Origin of the sequence: Asticcacaulis benevestitus DSM 16100 = ATCC BAA-896 (assembly GCF_000376105.1) — a bacterium.
In the GTDB taxonomy this organism is placed as follows: domain Bacteria; phylum Pseudomonadota; class Alphaproteobacteria; order Caulobacterales; family Caulobacteraceae; genus Asticcacaulis; species Asticcacaulis benevestitus.
In genome coordinates, this window is sequence record NZ_AQWM01000010.1 from 102,417 (window position 1) to 119,832 (window position 17,416).

Here is a 17,416-nt window from a genome sequence, read left to right on the forward strand (position 1 = left end):
GATTGGCGCCCTTGCCAAATGTCACGAAGACATTTGGAGGAAGTTCAAGGGAATGCCTCGCTTAGTATTTCAAAGTACGTTGCACGATGTAGCGTTTCACCTCGTTGCAAAGTGCTATAGTTAAGCCGGATAATCTTGCTTGTTGTGGGAAATTCTTCGAGTTGCCACACCTGACAGCGCTGTTTCCCATTTATTTTCAAACAACTCCGATTTGTGCCGCGCAATTGCTTGACCTTTGGGAGTCTCTTGAGTAGGTTCCGCGCCGTTCGGAGCCGGATTAACACTCATGTTATTCCGCCTGCCAGGTGCTGAACGTGACAGATGAACCACCCGATACGTCCTCGGATCAAGATGAACTGAAGGACCTCGACAAGCGGCTGAAGGCGATCGAAGCGCGCAAGCGCAAGACGCAGGATCACAGCGGTGAAGTCGGCGCCAACAAGGGCTATCAGGCTCTGGGCGAGTTACTGGGAGGCATACTGGGCGGTTTGGGGCTCGGCTGGCTCAGTGATGAATATCTTCACACGCGACCGTGGGGAATCATCATAGGTGGCATTCTGGGTATGATTGTGGCGGTCTATGCGGTCGTTAAATCAAGCCAGGACAAAGACTAATATGCTCCGCCGGAGCTGACATTGACGAAGAGGTTTTAAGGCTTATGGCCGATCCGTTACACCAGTTTAAGATTGAGACCGTCGTTGCAGGCCCCGTCTTCCAAGTCGGCGGAGTCCATGTCGATCTCTCACTGACCAATTCGGTGCTGGCCATGCTGATCGCCGTCGGCCTGACCGTGCTGTTCTTCGCCCTGACCACCGCCCGCGCCAGCATCATTCCCGGCCGCGGACAGGTGATGGCGGAAGGCCTGTTCGGCCTGATCGACGACATGACCGAGTCCATTATCGGCCACGATGGCCGGAAATTCCTGCCCTACGTCCTGACGCTGTTCCTGTTCATCCTGAGCTGCAACCTCGTCGGCATGTTCACCTATTTCACGGCCACCTCGCAGGTCGCCGTCACCCTGACCCTCGCCGCCATGACCATCCTTCTGGTGCTGGCGGTTGGATTTATCCGCAATGGTCTTGGCTTCTTCAAGATGTTCGTGCCGTCCGGCGTGCCTTGGTACATCCTGATCGTGCTGGTGCCGATCGAAGTCATCGCCTTCATCATGCGACCCGTCACCCTGACCCTGCGGTTGTTCGGCAACATGCTCGGCGGCCACATTGTCATGAAGGTTTTTGCCGGCTTTATCGTCACCGGCCTGACCCTCGGCGGCCTCGGCGCTCTTATCGGTTTCGTCTCGATGTTCACCATCGTGGCGCTTACGACCCTCGAATTCCTGGTCGCTTATCTGCAAGCCTTCGTGTTCGCGGTTCTGACCTGCGTTTATCTCAGTGACGTGGTCAATATCGGCCACCACTAAGTTCTTTTTTCTCAGTCTCTAATCCATCAATCGGAGTTACCCCCAATGGACGCACAATCCGCAACCCTCATCGCCGGCGGCCTTAAGTACATCGGCGCTGGCCTGGCCACGCTCGGCATGATCGGCGCCGGTATCGGCCTCGGCATCCTGTTCGGCAACTACTATGTCGGCGCCCTGCGCAACCCTTCGGCTGCGAAGACTCAGCAAACCAACCTCTTCATCGGCATGGCGCTGACCGAAGCCCTCGGCATCTTCGCCTTCGTTATCGCGCTGCTGATCCTCTTCGGCAACCCGCAACTCTAATATTGAAAAACTGCTTTCCGGCATGGGCTTCTCCATGCCGGACATAGGTTTCTCAAGGATAGAATATGACAGCCGCAACCTCACCAGAGGCCAATTTATCTGCTGACGACGCCTCCGGCGCTTCGTTTTCGGCTACGCCGAGCGTGACCACGGTTGCGTCTCTGGTGCCGCTGAACAACGCCGAAGCGCTCGCGCACGATGCCCATGCCACAACCGAAACGGTTGGCACGGAAGCGCATCATGCCGAGGAAGGTGGTCTGCCGCAGTTGAATACCGATCACTGGGCCGGACAGATCGTCTGGCTCGTGGTTATCTTCGCGATCTTCTACCTGCTGATGGCGAAGGTGTTCACGCCCCGCCTGCGCAATGTGATCAATACGCGCGGCTCCACCATCGCCGAAGACCTGGCCAACGCCCGCGCCAACCGCGACGAAGCCGAAGCCCAGGCCAAACAGGCCGCAGCCGAAACCGCCGAAGCCCATACCGCCGCGCGCAAGCTGGCAGCCGAGGCCCTGGCGCGCTCCAACGCAGAAGTCGCAGCCGCTACGGCGGTTGAGGACGAGAAGCTGAACAAGCGTCTCGGTGAAGCCGAGGTGCGTATCCGCGGCCAGCGTGATGCGGCCATGGCCCATGTCAGTGACATTGCCTCGGAAACCGCTTCGCTCCTGGTCGAAAAGCTGACCGGCAAGGCGGCGACCGCCGCTGCGCTCAAAGCCGCTATCGGAAAGGTCTAGGAACATGATGGAACAATTCGGAGAAGCGGAATTTTGGGTCCGCGCCGCCCTGGTCATCTTCTTCCTGATCCTGGTCGTGGCCAAGGTGCCCGGCAAGCTGTGGACCTCGCTTGGTGATACCGGCAAGGCTGTTCGCGCCGAACTTGATGAGGCCGTCCGCATCCGTCAGGAAGCGACCGACCTGCTCAACTCGATCAAGGCCCAGCGCCTGTCGGCTGAAGCCAAGGCCCGCGAGATCATCGCGTTTGCCGAGGAAGAAGCCGTCCGCATGGCCGCCGACGCCCGCGCCAAACTGGAAGACACGATCAAGCGCCGCGAAGCCCTAGCCGAACGCAAGATCGCTCAGGCCGAAGCCAACGCCACGGCGGACGTCAAATCGGCTGCGGCCGATCTGGCAGCGCAACTGGCCGAGCAGGTTCTGCTCGATCAGGTCGCTAAGGCCAAGACGGACACGCAGGTCGATAAGGCCATCGGTCAACTCGAAGGCCGCTTCAACTAGGCAGGGACAGATCCCTGCACCCATAACTCGACAACGCTTGTTGAGAGGTTGGTGGGTTTGATTGATACTATTAAAAGGTCCGGAGTTCGCGCTCCGGGCTTTTTTTTCTATGGGGGCTCGGTCGTACTGGCATTTCCCCATTTGGCAATAAGCCAAACGACCACGCCCAGCAAAAGAACATATATTGCGGCTATAATGGACGGCAAAACATCATAGATATCGTGAGGGTTAGAATCACCTGCGAAGCCAATATAGGAATTGAGAGCTGAATAGGCCGCACCAAACAGGCCGCACGACAAGGCCAGCCGTCCATATATGGCCAACGGCTTGGAATAGGTTCTCTTGGCCATGCGCAGAAGAGTCCAACCGCATGCAAGCGCAAGACAGATAGTTATTGCAACGGCAATTTTGACGACGAACGTCACGTACAGGAATACGTTCAAAGGCGTGGCCGTTGTAAGGATATCAGCCAGCATAGGTGTCATGTGCATTTCTCCCCTTAGGCAGCCTAACACGTACATACGCAGACACAAAAAAGCCCTGCGGCGAACCACAGGGCTTTTCAGATTACTTGGGCTTGTTAGGCCGTGCGCGGCTTGTGGCGAAACTTGCGACGCATACCGACCAGCATACCGCGTCCTCTCAGGAAGATGCGCTCGAACTTGAGCACCTGTTGCCAGAAGACCGAGGCGACCTGCGGATTGCGACGCAGGAGCTTGCGCAGCGGCATGATCCAGTTGGGGTGGCGACGCTTGAGATGGATAAACTGACGACGCGCCCAGAAGGCATTGCGCAGCACCAGGATCAGGCCGACGACGACGAGGAAGTAGTGACCGGGCACGATGATCAGCAGGAAGCCCGCCGCCATCAGAACGAAGCCGAGCGCCATCAGAAGCCAGCCAAGCACCTTCTTGCTGAAGCGCTTGATGGCGCGCTTCGCCGAACGCCAGCTACGGGCGTCGGGTTTCATGGCGATCAGGGATTTCTGCGGCGCACCGGCGCCATTTTCACTCGACATATCTAACCGGGCGCCTTGTCACGCCGTCACAACTCTAAATTTTTGCACCGCAACATCAGCGCCTGAACCCTCATATGGAGAGCGTTTGGGGCAATGTAAAGGCACGTCCTGAATATCCCGTGAATGTGGATAAAAATTAATTTCCCTGCATCAGCCGGTGATCAGGCAACGTCTTCCGAGGCGCGCGAGAAACGGTTTTTGAAGAGCGATTTCACGCCCTGACGCGCACGGTACATGAAGCGAAACCTCTTCGGCATCACGCCGCGTTCGACCCGAAGCCCCTGCAGCCAGACCAGAGAAATGATCTTGGCGCCCGGGCGCAGCATGATCCGGACAGGGCGCAACCACTTCGGGTGCGCCTTCACCAGCTTCACAAATTGGCGCTTGATCCACACCGAACTGCGTAGCAACAGGATCAGGCCAAACAGCACGAACGGCACGCCGACAGGCCCCGGCAAAGGCGCCAAGACGACGCCGAAGGCCATGAGAACCATGCCCGCCAGACTCATTAGTAATTTAAGAAGTATTGCCATCATCTCTTCCGGCGCGGACAAATCACCCGTGCCAACCTTACGCTTGTGCCATCTCATGTTTTTTTGCCGCGATCGCGGTATGAGGCCTATATAGGGATATCAGCGTTAAGAAACGATGCGGCGAGAGGCCACAACACCTGATTTCGCCATCACTTAATATGACAACTGTTTGCGCGGCTTGTGACCTGGCTCAGCCTTGGGCGTGGGTTTGCGCCGGCGATTGCGCAGGATCGTCCGTATGTCATGGCGAAAACCGTACATAAAGCGGCGCTTCTTGGGCAGCAAACGGCGCTCCAGACGCAGGGTATGCAGCCACATCATGGCGACCACCTTGGCACCCGGCCGTAACAGGGCGCGCACGGGCTTCAGGATTTTGGGATGCTTCCTGACCTGACGCATGAAAAGCCGCTTCACCCACATCGAACTTTTGAGCAGGATGATCAGGCCTAGCAAGATGACAGGTACGCCAAACGGTCCCGGCAGCGGCGTGATGATGACCCCGATCACCATCAGGAGGATGCCAGCGACACTCATCAGCAGTTTGGCGATAATGGTCATACTCATCATATAGGGACAGGCGGCTTCCTCAGCCACCCGTCCCTATATCGACAGAGCATAAATTTACAAGCGGGAAATCCCGCCAATATCGCGCCCAGACCGTGTTCCGATTTGATTGAATCAAATCGGCGCTCTGGATCTTGGCTTTGCGCGCTTTGGGATCCGAAAAGTGCGTCACACTTTTCGGAAAGCGCTTAGGTATAGGACAACCGTGGCGCACGGGCGGCGCGGGTCTCATCAAGGCGCTTGGCGGGCGCCAGGTAAGGCGCGCCCTTGAAGCGGGCCACATCACCGGCTTTAGCCGCTTGCGCCAAGGCACGAAGCACGGCGATGAAGCCGTCCAGTTCGTCCTTCGATTCGGTCTCAGTGGGCTCGATCAGCATGGCACCATGGACGACCAGCGGGAAGTACATGGTCATCGGGTGGAAGCCCTCGTCGATCATCGCCTTGGCGAAGTCGAGCGTGGTCACGTCCGTACCTTCCAGCCAGTGATCGTTGAACAGCGCTTCGTGCATGCACGGCCCCTCAGGGAACGGCACGCTCATCAGATCCTGCAGAGAGGCCTTGATGTAGTTGGCGTTGAGCACGGCGTCCTCGGCGACCTGGCGGAGGCCATCCGAGCCGTGGCTGAGCATGTAGGTCAGGGCGCGGATAAACATCCCCATCTGGCCATGGAAGGCACACATACGGCCGAAGTTTTGAGCCGATACACCTTCATCATGCTCGACCAGATCGAAGCCCGAATCGTGGGAAACCACCCAGGGCTTGGGCGCGAAAGGTGCCAGCGCCTCGGACAGCACCACCGGACCGGCGCCCGGACCGCCGCCGCCGTGCGGCGTCGAGAAGGTCTTGTGCAGGTTGATGTGCATGGCATCGACCCCGAGATCACCTGGACGGACGCGACCGACAATGGCGTTGAAGTTCGCGCCATCGCAATAGAAATAGGCGCCGGCCTCGTGGGTCAGGCGGGCGATCTCGACGATATCGCGTTCAAAAAGCCCGCAGGTATTGGGGTTGGTCACCATGATGGCGGCGACATCCGGACCGAGCTTCGAGGCCAGGTCAGCCACATCGACGCGGCCATCGGCTGTCTGGGCCACTTCCTCGACGGTGTAGCCGACGAAGGCGGCTGTGGCGGGGTTGGTGCCGTGGGCGGAGGTTGGCACCAACACGGTGCGACGGTGCCCCTGCCCCTTGGCCTCGTGAGCCGCCTTGATGGCCAGCAAACCGCACAGTTCGCCGTGCGCGCCGGCTTTCGGCGTAATGGCGACGGCAGGCATGCCGGTCAGGACCTTGAGCCAATGCGACAGCGTATCCATCAGCGCCAGCGCGCCCTGCACGGTCGAGACCGGCTGCAGCGGGTGGATATCGCCGAGGCCCGCCACGCGCGCCATCTTTTCATTGAGACGCGGATTGTGCTTCATGGTGCACGAACCGAGCGGATAGAGCGCCAGGTCGATGGCGTGGTTCTTCTGTGACAGGCGCACATAGTGACGCATGGCTTCCGGCTCAGTCAGGCCGGGCAGAGACAGGTCAGAGCGCAGCAAGCCTTCCAGATCAGACGCGTCAATTGCGATATCGGCGAAATCGACGCCGGTGCGGCTGTAATCGTCTTTTTCGAAGATCAGCTTTTCGGATTGCAGCAGCCCCTTGCCACCGAGCAGGCTCTTGAACAAGGTGGCCTCTACGTTGATTTCAGGGGCGCTTGGACGGCCAACGGAATTCATTTTAGGTGAATCTTGGGTCATTGGGCGACCTCCTTAAGCGTGGCGACAAGGGTAGCGATATCGGCGTCCGAGACGGTTTCGGTGACAGCGACGATCAGGTGGTTTTCGAAGCCGGGCTCGTTTTGCAGGCGGGCGAAGGGCACGCCGCCGAGAACGTTCTTAATCGCCAAAGCCTCCACAACCGCAATGGCAGGTTTTGCTAGCTTGACCGTGAATTCGTTGAAGAAACGCGGTGTCACCACTTCAAAACCAGCGGTAACCAGTTGATCCCTGGCGGCGTGGGCCTTGGCGTAATTGATCTTCGCCACACGTTGCAGGCCGGTCTGGCCGAGCAAGCTCATGTGGATGCTGAAGGCCAGTGCGCACAGGCCTGAATTGGTGCAGATATTCGAGGTCGCCTTATCGCGGCGGATGTGCTGCTCGCGGGTGGAGAGCGTCAGCACGAAACCGCGCTCGCCATCGGCATCAACCGTCTCGCCGCACAGGCGACCGGGAAGCTGGCGCAGATACTTTTCCTTGGCGGCGAAAAGCCCGACATAGGGGCCGCCGTAAGACAGCGGAACACCGATCGACTGGCCTTCGACGGCCACGACATCGGCGCCCATTTCACCGGGCGATTTCAGCAGGCCGAGCGACATGACCTCGGTGACAACCACAATCAGCAGCGCACCGGCGGCCTGGGCCGCCTTGGCGATCTCGGTGACGTCGGTGGCCGTGCCGAAGACGTTCGGGGTCTGGACGACGACGCAGGCCGTGTTGGCATCGATATGTTGCAGCACGTCGGCTTCGTTATCGACGGCGACGGCGCAGGCTTCGGTCTCGATACCAACGGCGTGCGCCAGGGTCTCGACCGTCTCGCGATAGTGCGGGTGCAGGCCGCCGGAGAGCACGGCCTTGTTGCGCTTGGTCACGCGGGTGGCCATCAGCACGCCTTCGGCGGCCGCGGTCGAGCCGTCATAGAGCGAGGCATTGGCCACCGGCATGCCGGTCAGGCGGGCCACCTGGCTCTGGAACTCGAACAGCACCTGCAGGGTGCCTTGCGCGATTTCCGGCTGGTAGGGCGTATAGCTGGTCAGGAATTCCGAGCGCTGGATGATGTGATCGACCGTCGCCGGGATATGGTGGCGATAGGCGCCGGCGCCGACAAAGAACGGCACCTTGGCCGGGCTGATGTTCTGGTCGGCGAAGGCGTTCAGTTGCGCCTCCACTTCCAGTTCGCCGGCGAACTTCGGCAGATCGACCGTGCCCGAGCGTCGGGCCGATTCCGGCACGTCGACGAACAGGGCATCGACGCTGTCGACGCCGATCTTTTCCAGCATGGCGGCGCGATCGCCGTTGCTCAAGGGGAGATATCTCATTGTAAATTCCTGCACTTTATCGCCTCCCCCCGTTTACGGCGAGAGGGCTAGGGTGAGGGGCAATTCCACCGTCTGTAGGCCCCTCACCCGGCTTGCAAGCAAGCCACCCTCTCCCCGCAAGCAGGGAAAGGGGGAGACGGGCAGCCCCAATAATTTAAAGAGTCGCCAGATAGGCTTCGTATTGTTCACGATCCATCAGGCCATCCAGCTCCGACGCATCGGCCAGCTTGATCTTGGCGATCCAGCCGCCGGCTTCCGGCACGGCATTGATGGTTTCCGGCGCGCCCGTCAGGCTGTCATTGGCCTCGATCACTTCGCCCGACACCGGCGCGTAAACGTCCGACGCCGCCTTGACGCTTTCGACCACGGCGAAGCTGTCACCCTTCTTCAGCACCTTGCCGACCTCCGGCACTTCGACGAACACGACGTCGCCCAGCGCTTCGGCGGCATACAGCGTGATACCGACAAAGGCTTCATTGCCGGTGATGGAAACCCATTCATGATCTTTGGTGAACTTCATGATTTTGATCCTTTTTAAGTTGCGCTACCGCCGTGTGACGGTCCAATCCACTGCTTGAGCGCGGTTAAGCTTTAGGTTTGCGGTGATAGCCGTTGGCGACGAACGGCAAGGAGACGATTTCAGCGGCGTAAGGCTTGCCGCGGGTTTCCAGTTTCAGCTTGGTGCCGATGGCCGAGGCGTGCGGCGGCACATAGCCCATGGCGATCGAGTAACCGAGCGATGGCGACGGCACACCAGAGGTGACCACACCCAGATCAGTGCCATCCTCGCTCAGGATCTTGGCACCTTCGCGGGCCGGCGGGCCTTCGAGCACGCGGATAGCGACGCGGACACGCTCCAGCGCACCATCAAGCTGCGCTTTCAGGCGGTCGATGCCCTTGATGTCGCCGCGCGTCAGGCGCGACTTGTTCATGGCGAAACCAAGATTGGCCTCAGCCAACGTGTAGCCGGCGTCCATTTCATGACCATAGAGCGGCATACCGGCTTCAAGGCGCAACGAATCGCGCGCGCCAAGGCCGATTGGCTTCACAATAGGATTGCTCAGCAGTTCGTCCCACAGGTCGCCGACACGCGCGGCCGGGAAGCTAATCTCGAAGCCGTCCTCGCCGGTGTAGCCGGAACGCGAGATATAGGCGACCTCACCGAGTAACTGGAAGGTGCCGCATTCCATGAAGTACATTTCGGTCGCGGCCGGGCAGAGGTCTTTCATGACGTCCTTGGCCTTGGGGCCTTGCAGCGCCAGCAGCGCGCGGTCACTCAGGACTTCAAACTCGACATCGGCGCCGCTTTCATTGTCAGCGATAAAGTCGGCGATGATATCGAAATCCTGATCCTTGCAGGCGGCATTGACCACCAGCATGAAGCCTTCGGCTTCGGGACGTGAGACCATCCAGTCGTCGAGAATGCCGCCCTCGTCATTGAGCAGCAGCGAATATTTCTGCTTGCCTTGGGGCAGTATGGAGAAATCGGTTGGGGTCAGGGTCTCCAGCACGGCCACGGCCCCCTCGCCGGTCATGCGCGCCTGGCCCATGTGCGACACGTCGAACAGGCCAGCTTCGGCGCGGGTCCATTTGTGTTCGGCCAGCACGCCTTCGTATTTCACCGGCATATTATAGCCGGCGAAGGGCACCATCTGGCCACCGAGCGCAACATGGCGGTCGAAAAGCGGGGTGAACTGGAGTTCGGAATCGGAGTCGGACATAGGGCTTCACTCAAAACAGGGGTGACGTTGGGTCGTTCTGCGCCCCCGCTGTCCTTTTGACCTGAGAGATTTAGGCGCTATTCGCGCCGTTGCTCCGTCGGTGGGATGTCTGGCATCCACTTTCCAGCGTTTGAGTTATCCTACGGTCCGTGGGCCTGAGCGTTTCCGGGGCGGTTGCGCCTTCGGCGGTGTAACCGAAGCTACACTCTCTCCCGTAGGGGTATCTCGCTTGTGCGATAGGCCGGGAGAAGAGTCAAGGCAGTACAGTGAGTATCTTCAGCAGGAAGATCGATGGATTTGAAAGAATACACGTAAAAAACTGCTGAGACAGCTCTTGCCTTTCCCAAATTAACCCTATTCATGGGGAGACAGCGTTTCATTTCCACAAGCGAGAAATTTCGATGTCAAATGCCTTCCCTCCTTCTGATAATGAAGAAAAGCTGAGCGTGAAGTTAAGCCCGCTTGGCTTTCATTGGCACGCAGATGGCAAGTACGCCATCAACGCGGCAATAGTTTTGGCATGTCTTCTTTTCATTGGCTTTGTGATCTGGCGTTTGACCTAATGCAGCCACCTCACCAGCCAGAAACCCAGCAGCGCCACGATCCCCACCATCAGCGCGGCCAAGATCAGCATCACCGACAGGCTGGCGATCTTTTGCCCCAGGCCGATCGGCTCGTAGGTATAGGCGTCCGCCGGCCAGACCTTGCTCTGCGCCAGCGCCTTCAGTTCGCCAACGGTGAAATCGCGGTAGACCAGACAGCTATCCGGCCACAGCCACCAGAACGGGCTGACCTTCTGTTCCGCCAGCGGCATAACGCCATGGAGCTTGAGCAGCAACAGCATGTCGTCGATATAAAAGTCGGTTTTGGTATCGTCATCGAGGTCGCCGATCACCCAGGCGTCATCACCGCGCGCCTTGAACCGCTCCAGCGCATCAGGCGACAGGCGCGTCTCCAGCATGGCGTGGAGACCCTTTTCAAACGGTTTAACCATTATTGACGATAAGCCTCAAATGGCTCTTTTCGCGCAATTCGGGCGGATCGTAAACCTCCGGCCGCTCGACTTTTTCACCACGCCCCAGAAAGCGGTGCTTATACTTCGCCATCTGCGGCAGCAGCGACGCCTCCAGATGCGCCGTGGTGATCTCAACGCAACTATCGGCGATGCGCTCGATATTGCGGTTGTGAAAACGCCCCGGCGGCGTCACCAGAACCAGCTTTTTCTTCGGAAAGCGCTCTTTCAGATAGCGCGCCGTGGCGGCATGATCGCCATCGGCCGTCACCAGATAGCAGACGTCAAACAGGTCGTCCTCAGCATCGGCGGCGATGGAAAGCGCCAGATTGACGTCGCCCTGCTTTTCCACAGCCACCTGCCATTTATGACCGCACGCATTGCAGCCATCCATGGCATGAATGAAGTGGCCCATGCGGCAGATGACGCCCTGCCCTTTCAGCGCCTTCATATAGTCTTCGTGGCGCTTGAGTTTTGATCGGTTGGTGGGGGAAAAGGCCGAGCACCACACCACGCGCTTGACCACCTCGGACTTCGGCGCGATGGCACGGCCAAGGGCCTTGAGATTCAGCCATTTGAGATAGGGGCGCTTGTAGGCATCGACCGCATTATAGAGGTTGAAGCCATCGATATAGAAGGCGGCGCGCTTGCGAAAAAACGGTAACGACCAACCGCCTTTCGAACCTGCACTTGAGCCCTTCGACATACCGCAACCCACCCCGTTAACGTCTTGGTAACAATAAACCTCAGTTACGAGGTTTTGTCAGCAGGTTTTGTTAGGGAGGGATAGAAGGAAGCAAGAAACCCCACCACCAACGCGCAAGTGCGCGTTGGTCCCCCTCCCCGGCAAGCGGGGAGGTACAAGAGTAGAGAACGGACGCAGTCGAGTTATGGGGGCAGGGCTAGGCGCCCCGTCTTACATCTGTTCCGGGGCGCTCAGGCCCATCAGATCGAGGCCCAGTTCAAGCTGTTTCAGGGTCAGCGTCACCAGCCCCAGGCGCGAGGCCTTCACAGCCGCATCATCGCCCACCAGCACCGGACAGTTGGCATAAAACTTCGAGAAGCCCTGCGCCAGCTTATAGACATGGTCCGCCAGCAGGTTCGGCGCGCGCTTGAGATAGCTTTCCTTAAGCGCGTTATCGAAGGCATCGAGCAGCAGTACCAGTTCGCGTTCCGCCGGCTCACCGACCGTGATCGCGCCTGCCGAAACACCCTGATCGCCCGCCTTGCGCAGGATCGATTTCATCCGCACCGCCTGATAGAGCAGATAGGGGCCGGTCTTGCCTTCAAAGCTCATAAAGCGGTCGAGATCGAAAATGTAGTTGGTCAGGCGGTGATTGCTCAACTCGGCAAATTTCAGCGCTGCCACCGCCACCTTGTGCGCCGTATCGGCAAACTCAGTCTCGGAGAGCCCTTCGCCTAAGCCCGCCTCGTGCAGGCGTGACGTTGCCTTCTCCACCGCCTGGCTTACGAGATCGTGCAGTTTCAACGTACCGCCATCGCGGGTCTTGAAGGGTGTGCCGTCGGGGCCGTTGACCGTACCGTTGGCGGCGTGTTCAAGCTGACCGGGCTTGGCATAGCCGGCCAGATAGGCGGCGCGATAGACCTGCTCGAAGTGGGCCGATTGGCGCTGATCGACCACATAAAGCGTCAGGTCGGGGCCGAATTCGGCATTGCGCTGGACGATGGTGGCCAGGTCGGTCGTGCCGTACATCGAAGAGCCTTCCGACGAGACGACGAGCAGCGGCGGAATGTCCTTCTTGTCGTCCTCACGCGCCACACGCACGATCTGGGCGCCTTGGTCGGGCACCAGAAGGCCCTTGGCTTTCAGGTCGACGATCATAGGCTCGATGTAGGGATCGGCGTCGGATTCGCCCTTCCACCAGTCAAAAGTCACATTGAGCGCGCCATAATCGCGGATCAGCGCTTGACGGCTGACGGTGACGAAATGCTGCCACAGGGCGCGATAGCCGACGCGACCGTGCTGAAGTTCGCGGGTCGCCACCTTGGCCTTGTCGCGCAGGGCTTCGTCGCCGTCCTTCACGCGCTTGGCGGTGGCAGGATACAGGCGGCCAAGATCTTCAAGCGAGACCGGCGCCTCGGTAGGATAGTCACCGGTGAAAGCGGCATCGAAATAGGGCAGATCGGGCTGTTCTTCCGAAACGGCCACAATCAACAGGCCCATCTGGTAACCCCAGTCGCCGAAGTGGGCATCGCCCATCACCTCGTCGCCCATGAAGCGCATGACGCGCTTGAGCGACTCGCCAATCACCGCGGTACGCAGGTGGCCGATGTGCATTTCCTTGGCGACGTTGGGGCCACCGAAATCGATGATGATCTTGCGTCTGGCTGCCACTTTCGGCGCGCCAAGGCGCGCGTCGCTGGCCAGGGCGTTGGCGCGCTGGCTCAGGGCGTCTTCGGACAGGACGAAGTTGAGAAAGCCGGGGCCGGCGATATCGACGGCCTTAAGGCGATCATCGGCGCTGAAATGGCTTATGATCTTGCCGGCAACCTCGCGCGGATTGGCTTTGGCGGCCTTGGCGACAGCGAGCGCGCCATTGCACTGGAAATCGGCCAGGTCAGGGCGGTCCGAAGCGTTGACGCGGCCGGCAGACGCTTCAAAGCCTTCCGAGACGAAGGCGGCGCCAGCGGTCTCGCTGAGCTGCGTCTTGAAATCGTGGGAATCGACAAAGGCTTCGGTCAGGTCAGACATGGGGCAATCCGGAATAATGCCTCCAAATTCATGGAATTTGGCAAGCACAAGTGTGCGCCCGAGCTTATGCGAGGAGCCTCGCGGCGCTTGAGCGGAAAAATGTCCGCCCTCTTACGCCACGCAGCCTTACCAGTTCAAGCTCTACTTCTTTTCCGTGGTCGAGACGTAACGGAAATGCTTGCCTTCGCGGTTGAACTCAGCCATCTGCGGAGTCACATCAAACCCAACCAGTACCTCGAAGTTCGAGCCCGAAACGGTGATATCGGCGCGCGGGATATAGATGCCTTCGAGGCGGGTATTGACGTCGATCTTCTGTTCGCCATTGGCGAAGGTCACCGGCAATTCAAACTCCTGCTTGGCCAGAACGGTCTGATCACGCTCCGTGACGGCGATCCAATAATGGTAGGTCTTGGTCTGGCCATCGGCCATGGGGCCACGGCCAAGCGAGAAACTGATATCCATGCCAACCTGGATCGGATCGGTACCCTTATAGGCGCACTCGGAATGGACCCCGTTGATCTCTCCGGTCCATTCGGCGTTGGAGGTCGTTTCCTTGTTGTCCTTGAACTCATGGAAGCGCGCGGCGTCGTAGAGCACCTTCACATAGGGGCAAGGGCCTTCGGCCTTCAGCGCCTTCATGCGCAACGAGCGGTCGCCCCACTCATCGTCCTTCTTGGCGCGATCTTCGGCGGTTTGCTGGTCACTCTGCTGCTGATCCTGACCACCACGACCACCGCGCGACTGGGCCGAAGCCGCCGTCACCAGGCTGGTGGTGAAAAGGACACCGAGGCAAGTCCCTGCCAGAATACGACGCATAATAACCGACATAGGCGAGAGATCCCCAAAGACTTCAAAGATGATCGAAACGAAGCGGATCAACGCGACATTCCTTGATGGAGGATGTGTAGCGCCTTGATTTCACTTTTCAAAGGGTTTTATGGAGCACTTGCGGCCAAAGTGCGGCAGAAGACCGACACCTGTGACTTCTTAGTCCTTAGAAAATACGCCGCATCGGCGGCGGTGCGCATTCTTCGTCGAACAAAGATTTAGCGCGCTTGCCAATGCTTAAGCCAGCATTGGAGGATAGCTTTCATTTCTCGAATAGTTCGTGTGAGGCATTCCCTAATCCTGTGAAAATGTTTATGTGGAAGTCATGTCATCTGCCCAGCCTCTCAAAGTCTATCTCGCCACGCCGCGCGGCTTCTGCGCCGGCGTTGATCGCGCCATCCAGATCGTCGAACGCGCCATCGAGCGCTACGGCGCCCCGGTCTATGTGCGTCACGAGATTGTCCATAACAAACACGTCGTCGACCGGCTCAAAGGCCTTGGCGCCGTGTTCGTCAAGGAACTGGATCAGTGCCCGCCCGATCGCCCGGTGGTCTTCTCGGCGCACGGCGTGCCAAAATCGGTGCCGGCCGATGCGCAGAACCGCCAGATGTTCTATCTCGACGCCACCTGCCCGCTCGTCTCCAAGGTCCATGTCGAGGCCGAGCGCCATCATAACGAAGGCCGCGAGATCATCCTGATCGGCCACGCCGGCCACCCCGAGGTCATCGGCACAATGGGCCAGTTGCCCGAAGGGGTGGTCAAGCTGATTGAGACCGTGGAGCAAGCGCGCGTTTTCGATCCCGTTGATCCGGACAACCTCGCCTTCGTCACCCAGACCACGCTTTCGGTCGATGATACGGCGGAAATCGTCGGCGCTTTACAGGCGCGCTTCCCCAATATCGCCGTGCCACACAAGGAAGACATCTGTTACGCCACCACCAACCGCCAGGACGCGGTCAAGCAGGTCTCGGCCGATTGTGATCTCGTGCTGGTAATCGGTTCGGCCAAATCATCCAACTCGCAGCGCCTGGTCGAAGTCGCTCTGCGCGCCGGCGCGCGTGCCGCCTATCTGGTGGATGACGCCTCATTCGTCGACTGGACGTGGTTCGAAAACGTCAGGGCGCTCGGCATATCGGCGGGGGCCTCTGCACCGGAAAACCTGATCGAAGGTCTGGTGGCGGCGGTAGCGGCGCGTTTCGACGCCGAGGTCATCGAGGGCAATGGCGTACGTGAAACCGTAACCTTCAAGCTGCCGAAAGCCGTGGCGTAGACCGCGCTTGCCGTTTCCAACCGACTCGCCGATAAGCCCTTATGCCCGAACGCAACCCAGAACGCACCCACGTGATTCTCTACACAGACGGCGCCTGCAAGGGCAATCCCGGCCCCGGCGGCTGGGGCTGCATCCTGATGTCCGGCCTGCACGAAAAGGAACTCTACGGCTACGAGCCGCAGACCACGAACAACCGCATGGAACTGATGGCCGCCATCGCCGGGCTTGAAGCGCTGAAAAAGCCGTGCGACGTCAAGCTCTATATCGACAGCCAGTATGTGCTGAAGGGCATGACCGAGTGGATCAAGGGCTGGAAAGCACGCGGCTGGAAAACCGCCGACAAGAAGCCCGTCAAGAACGACGACCTGTGGATCAGGCTCGACGCCGCCTGCCAGCCGCACAAGATCAAGTGGATCTGGGTCAAGGGCCACGCCGGCAATCCGCTCAATGAACGCGCCGACGAACTGGCCAATAAGGGCATAGAGGAAGCCCGCGCGCGGGCATAAATATAGCAGGATCGGGAACGACCAAGGGCTTGCGCCAGGTTAATTTGCATGTCTCCCTACAGGCAAAGGACCACCGCCATGAAGCCCTCGCAACGCCCCTTATACGCTCAAAAGATCGATCGCGTGCTGCGTCATCTTGAAGGCACCGATCTGAGCGAAATTCCTAATAGTGAAGCGCTGGCGGCCGTGGCGGCAATGTCCGCCTATCATTTTCAGCGCATCTATCGCCTGATGACCGGCGAAACGCTTGGCGACACCATAAAGCGCATCCGTCTGGCCCGCGCCCTGCCCGAACTGGTGGCGCAGGGTTCAGTGTCCGAAGCCACCGGCGCTGCCGGTTACGCCACTTCGCAGGCCCTCGCCCGCGCCCTGAAGGCCGCGACCGGCCACACCGCCAGCGACATTCGTGGCAATGCTGAAGCCCAGGGGCGACTGGAAGAGACGCTCCGGCGGCCGACCTTCACCGATACGCCACCACCGACACCGGTCGAGATCGTGGCGGCAGAGCCCTTGCGTTTGATGGCCGTGCGAAATGTCGGCGCCTATGCCGAACTGAACGCCGCCTATAACCACCTGTTCGAGATCGTCTTTTCGAAATGGCCCATGGAAGCTCTGCAAGGCCTTTATGGCCTGCCAAGCGACGATCCGCGCTTTGTGGTTGATGCGGATTGTGTTTTTGAGGCCGCCATTGCCATCGATGATCCGGCGCCGCTGGAAGATATTCATGTGCTGGAGATCGCCGGCGGTTACTATGCCCGTCAGCGCCATCAGGGCAATTTCGATCATATCTATCCGGCGGTCGATGCGCTTTATGAAGCGGTTATCGATGCCGGTCACCAGATCGCCGACATGCCGCTTTATCTCCATTATCTCGATGATCCTGAAGAGGTGCCCGAGGCCTATCAGCGCACCGACATCTATCTGCCGCTGATCAGCTAGAGCATTTTCCGATCACATTGACTGGTAGCCAGAGTTTTTGAGGTAGTTGGTACATTCCGGGCTCTCGAAAAGTTTGAGGATTTCCCCAATCCGCTTAAACAGTCCGTCTACGGTTCTTTCGGCAGCTTTTCTCAACAAGGTTTTGAGTTTGGCAAAGACTTGCTCAATAGGATTGAAGTCTGGGGAATAAGGGGGAAGATAGAGTACCTTTGCGCCAATTGCCTCTATGATATCCCTGACCCCTGCAACCTTGTGAGCCGGCAGATTGTCCATGATG

General features: G+C 59.1%; 23 protein-coding genes and 2 riboswitches. Of the genes, 9 read left to right on the forward strand and 14 right to left on the reverse strand.

Annotated features, from left to right (window positions below):
* Nucleotides 1-120: 120 nt before the first annotated feature.
* Entirely contained in the window at nt 121-288 is a 168-nt protein-coding gene (locus tag B060_RS27175; RefSeq protein ID WP_155847674.1) for a hypothetical protein, read from the reverse strand.
* A gap of 26 nt (nt 289-314) precedes the next feature.
* Here B060_RS27175 and B060_RS0112430 point away from each other — a divergent pair, with 26 nt between their 5' ends.
* From B060_RS0112430 to B060_RS0112450, 5 genes are all read left to right on the forward strand, one after another.
* Nucleotides 315-614: an AtpZ/AtpI family protein gene (locus B060_RS0112430; protein ID WP_236621583.1), complete on the forward strand. Its 300-nt coding sequence runs from the start codon at nt 315-317 to the stop codon at nt 612-614.
* Between the two features lie 44 nt (nt 615-658).
* Nucleotides 659-1,420, forward strand: a complete 762-nt coding sequence (locus tag B060_RS0112435) for a F0F1 ATP synthase subunit A (RefSeq protein WP_018082118.1) — start codon at nt 659-661, stop codon at nt 1,418-1,420.
* A gap of 45 nt (nt 1,421-1,465) precedes the next feature.
* Nucleotides 1,466-1,723, forward strand: a complete 258-nt coding sequence (locus B060_RS0112440) for a F0F1 ATP synthase subunit C (RefSeq protein ID WP_018082119.1) — start codon at nt 1,466-1,468, stop codon at nt 1,721-1,723.
* 65 nt (nt 1,724-1,788) lie between these two features.
* Nucleotides 1,789-2,457, forward strand: coding sequence for a F0F1 ATP synthase subunit B family protein (locus B060_RS0112445; RefSeq protein WP_018082120.1), 669 nt, complete (start codon nt 1,789-1,791; stop codon nt 2,455-2,457).
* A 4-nt stretch (nt 2,458-2,461) separates the two neighbouring features.
* Entirely contained in the window at nt 2,462-2,956 is a 495-nt protein-coding gene (locus tag B060_RS0112450; RefSeq protein WP_018082121.1) for a F0F1 ATP synthase subunit B family protein, read from the forward strand.
* Between the two features lie 107 nt (nt 2,957-3,063).
* On the opposite strand, the gene B060_RS0112455 is transcribed toward B060_RS0112450, so the two are convergent.
* The 8 genes from B060_RS0112455 to gcvT all read right to left on the reverse strand — a co-directional run bounded on the left by B060_RS0112455 (nt 3,064) and on the right by gcvT (nt 9,871).
* Nucleotides 3,064-3,441 (reverse strand): hypothetical protein, encoded by a 378-nt coding sequence (locus B060_RS0112455; RefSeq protein WP_155847673.1) that lies wholly within the window; start codon nt 3,439-3,441, stop codon nt 3,064-3,066.
* Between the two features lie 95 nt (nt 3,442-3,536).
* Nucleotides 3,537-3,974 (reverse strand): hypothetical protein, encoded by a 438-nt coding sequence (locus B060_RS24420; protein WP_018082123.1) that lies wholly within the window; start codon nt 3,972-3,974, stop codon nt 3,537-3,539.
* A 161-nt stretch (nt 3,975-4,135) separates the two neighbouring features.
* Nucleotides 4,136-4,564 (reverse strand): hypothetical protein, encoded by a 429-nt coding sequence (locus tag B060_RS0112465; RefSeq protein ID WP_236621582.1) that lies wholly within the window; start codon nt 4,562-4,564, stop codon nt 4,136-4,138.
* 96 nt (nt 4,565-4,660) lie between these two features.
* Nucleotides 4,661-5,065 carry a PGPGW domain-containing protein gene (locus B060_RS24425; RefSeq protein WP_018082125.1) on the reverse strand — a complete coding sequence of 135 codons (405 nt, stop codon included), beginning with the start codon at nt 5,063-5,065 and terminating at the stop codon, nt 4,661-4,663.
* A gap of 194 nt (nt 5,066-5,259) precedes the next feature.
* Nucleotides 5,260-6,792: an aminomethyl-transferring glycine dehydrogenase subunit GcvPB gene (gene gcvPB / locus B060_RS0112475; RefSeq protein WP_035423148.1), complete on the reverse strand. Its 1,533-nt coding sequence runs from the start codon at nt 6,790-6,792 to the stop codon at nt 5,260-5,262.
* A gap of 17 nt (nt 6,793-6,809) precedes the next feature.
* Entirely contained in the window at nt 6,810-8,150 is a 1,341-nt protein-coding gene (gcvPA, locus tag B060_RS0112480) for an aminomethyl-transferring glycine dehydrogenase subunit GcvPA (protein WP_018082127.1), read from the reverse strand.
* Nucleotides 8,151-8,304: 154 nt separating this feature from the next.
* Entirely contained in the window at nt 8,305-8,670 is a 366-nt protein-coding gene (gcvH, locus tag B060_RS0112485) for a glycine cleavage system protein GcvH (RefSeq protein WP_018082128.1), read from the reverse strand.
* Nucleotides 8,671-8,734: 64 nt separating this feature from the next.
* Nucleotides 8,735-9,871, reverse strand: coding sequence for a glycine cleavage system aminomethyltransferase GcvT (gene gcvT / locus B060_RS0112490; RefSeq protein WP_018082129.1), 1,137 nt, complete (start codon nt 9,869-9,871; stop codon nt 8,735-8,737).
* Nucleotides 9,872-9,909: 38 nt separating this feature from the next.
* Nucleotides 9,910-10,004: riboswitch (glycine riboswitch) on the reverse strand.
* Nucleotides 10,005-10,096: riboswitch (glycine riboswitch) on the reverse strand.
* A gap of 176 nt (nt 10,097-10,272) precedes the next feature.
* Between gcvT and B060_RS27180 the strand changes: the two genes are divergently transcribed.
* A complete protein-coding gene (locus tag B060_RS27180; protein ID WP_018082130.1) occupies nt 10,273-10,434 on the forward strand; it encodes a hypothetical protein in 162 nt (53 codons plus the stop codon).
* Here B060_RS27180 and B060_RS0112500 read toward each other — a convergent pair.
* The 4 genes from B060_RS0112500 to B060_RS0112515 all read right to left on the reverse strand — a co-directional run bounded on the left by B060_RS0112500 (nt 10,431) and on the right by B060_RS0112515 (nt 14,424).
* Complete coding sequence (locus B060_RS0112500) at nt 10,431-10,865, reverse strand: hypothetical protein (RefSeq protein ID WP_018082131.1); 435 nt, start codon at nt 10,863-10,865, stop codon at nt 10,431-10,433. The two genes, B060_RS27180 and B060_RS0112500, sit on opposite strands and share 4 nt — an antisense overlap.
* Entirely contained in the window at nt 10,858-11,589 is a 732-nt protein-coding gene (locus B060_RS0112505; protein ID WP_018082132.1) for an NYN domain-containing protein, read from the reverse strand. The genes B060_RS0112500 and B060_RS0112505 overlap by 8 nt, the downstream gene beginning before the upstream one ends.
* Before the next feature lie 210 nt (nt 11,590-11,799).
* On the reverse strand, nt 11,800-13,596 hold the full coding sequence (gene argS, locus B060_RS0112510) for an arginine--tRNA ligase (RefSeq protein WP_018082133.1): 1,797 nt from the start codon (nt 13,594-13,596) through the stop codon (nt 11,800-11,802).
* Nucleotides 13,597-13,737: 141 nt separating this feature from the next.
* Nucleotides 13,738-14,424: a hypothetical protein gene (locus B060_RS0112515; protein WP_051081078.1), complete on the reverse strand. Its 687-nt coding sequence runs from the start codon at nt 14,422-14,424 to the stop codon at nt 13,738-13,740.
* Between the two features lie 325 nt (nt 14,425-14,749).
* Here B060_RS0112515 and ispH point away from each other — a divergent pair, with 325 nt between their 5' ends.
* The 3 genes from ispH (at nt 14,750) to B060_RS0112530 (ending at nt 17,139) form a co-directional block, all read left to right on the forward strand.
* Nucleotides 14,750-15,694: a 4-hydroxy-3-methylbut-2-enyl diphosphate reductase gene (ispH, locus tag B060_RS0112520; RefSeq protein WP_018082135.1), complete on the forward strand. Its 945-nt coding sequence runs from the start codon at nt 14,750-14,752 to the stop codon at nt 15,692-15,694.
* Nucleotides 15,695-15,735: 41 nt separating this feature from the next.
* A complete protein-coding gene (gene rnhA / locus B060_RS0112525) occupies nt 15,736-16,200 on the forward strand; it encodes a ribonuclease HI (RefSeq protein WP_018082136.1) in 465 nt (154 codons plus the stop codon).
* A gap of 78 nt (nt 16,201-16,278) precedes the next feature.
* The gene (locus B060_RS0112530; protein WP_018082137.1) at nt 16,279-17,139 is read left to right on the forward strand and encodes an AraC family transcriptional regulator; all 861 of its coding nucleotides are present in this window, start codon (nt 16,279-16,281) and stop codon (nt 17,137-17,139) included.
* Nucleotides 17,140-17,151: 12 nt separating this feature from the next.
* Here B060_RS0112530 and B060_RS0112535 read toward each other — a convergent pair.
* Nucleotides 17,152-17,416, reverse strand: a 265-nt coding sequence (locus B060_RS0112535) for a transposase (RefSeq protein WP_018082138.1), incomplete at its 5' end; no start/stop codon positions are given.

Excerpts from the sequence above, each read along its gene's own strand:
- B060_RS27175 (WP_155847674.1), bottom strand. The coding sequence starts at position 288 with ATGAGTGTTAATCCGGCTCCGAACGGCGCGGAACCTACTCAAGAGACT.
- B060_RS0112435 (WP_018082118.1), top strand. The coding sequence starts at position 659 with ATGGCCGATCCGTTACACCAGTTTAAGATTGAGACCGTCGTTGCAGGC.
- B060_RS0112440 (WP_018082119.1), top strand. The coding sequence starts at position 1,466 with ATGGACGCACAATCCGCAACCCTCATCGCCGGCGGCCTTAAGTACATC.
- B060_RS0112445 (WP_018082120.1), top strand. The coding sequence starts at position 1,789 with ATGACAGCCGCAACCTCACCAGAGGCCAATTTATCTGCTGACGACGCC.
- B060_RS0112450 (WP_018082121.1), top strand. The coding sequence starts at position 2,462 with ATGATGGAACAATTCGGAGAAGCGGAATTTTGGGTCCGCGCCGCCCTG.
- B060_RS0112455 (WP_155847673.1), bottom strand. The coding sequence starts at position 3,441 with ATGACACCTATGCTGGCTGATATCCTTACAACGGCCACGCCTTTGAAC.
- B060_RS24420 (WP_018082123.1), bottom strand. The coding sequence starts at position 3,974 with ATGTCGAGTGAAAATGGCGCCGGTGCGCCGCAGAAATCCCTGATCGCC.
- B060_RS0112465 (WP_236621582.1), bottom strand. The coding sequence starts at position 4,564 with ATGAGATGGCACAAGCGTAAGGTTGGCACGGGTGATTTGTCCGCGCCG.
- B060_RS24425 (WP_018082125.1), bottom strand. The coding sequence starts at position 5,065 with ATGACCATTATCGCCAAACTGCTGATGAGTGTCGCTGGCATCCTCCTG.
- gcvPB (WP_035423148.1), bottom strand. The coding sequence starts at position 6,792 with ATGAATTCCGTTGGCCGTCCAAGCGCCCCTGAAATCAACGTAGAGGCC.
- gcvPA (WP_018082127.1), bottom strand. The coding sequence starts at position 8,150 with ATGAGATATCTCCCCTTGAGCAACGGCGATCGCGCCGCCATGCTGGAA.
- gcvH (WP_018082128.1), bottom strand. The coding sequence starts at position 8,670 with ATGAAGTTCACCAAAGATCATGAATGGGTTTCCATCACCGGCAATGAA.
- gcvT (WP_018082129.1), bottom strand. The coding sequence starts at position 9,871 with ATGTCCGACTCCGATTCCGAACTCCAGTTCACCCCGCTTTTCGACCGC.
- B060_RS27180 (WP_018082130.1), top strand. The coding sequence starts at position 10,273 with ATGTCAAATGCCTTCCCTCCTTCTGATAATGAAGAAAAGCTGAGCGTG.
- B060_RS0112500 (WP_018082131.1), bottom strand. The coding sequence starts at position 10,865 with ATGGTTAAACCGTTTGAAAAGGGTCTCCACGCCATGCTGGAGACGCGC.
- B060_RS0112505 (WP_018082132.1), bottom strand. The coding sequence starts at position 11,589 with ATGTCGAAGGGCTCAAGTGCAGGTTCGAAAGGCGGTTGGTCGTTACCG.
- argS (WP_018082133.1), bottom strand. The coding sequence starts at position 13,596 with ATGTCTGACCTGACCGAAGCCTTTGTCGATTCCCACGATTTCAAGACG.
- B060_RS0112515 (WP_051081078.1), bottom strand. The coding sequence starts at position 14,424 with ATGTCGGTTATTATGCGTCGTATTCTGGCAGGGACTTGCCTCGGTGTC.
- ispH (WP_018082135.1), top strand. The coding sequence starts at position 14,750 with ATGTCATCTGCCCAGCCTCTCAAAGTCTATCTCGCCACGCCGCGCGGC.
- rnhA (WP_018082136.1), top strand. The coding sequence starts at position 15,736 with ATGCCCGAACGCAACCCAGAACGCACCCACGTGATTCTCTACACAGAC.
- B060_RS0112530 (WP_018082137.1), top strand. The coding sequence starts at position 16,279 with ATGAAGCCCTCGCAACGCCCCTTATACGCTCAAAAGATCGATCGCGTG.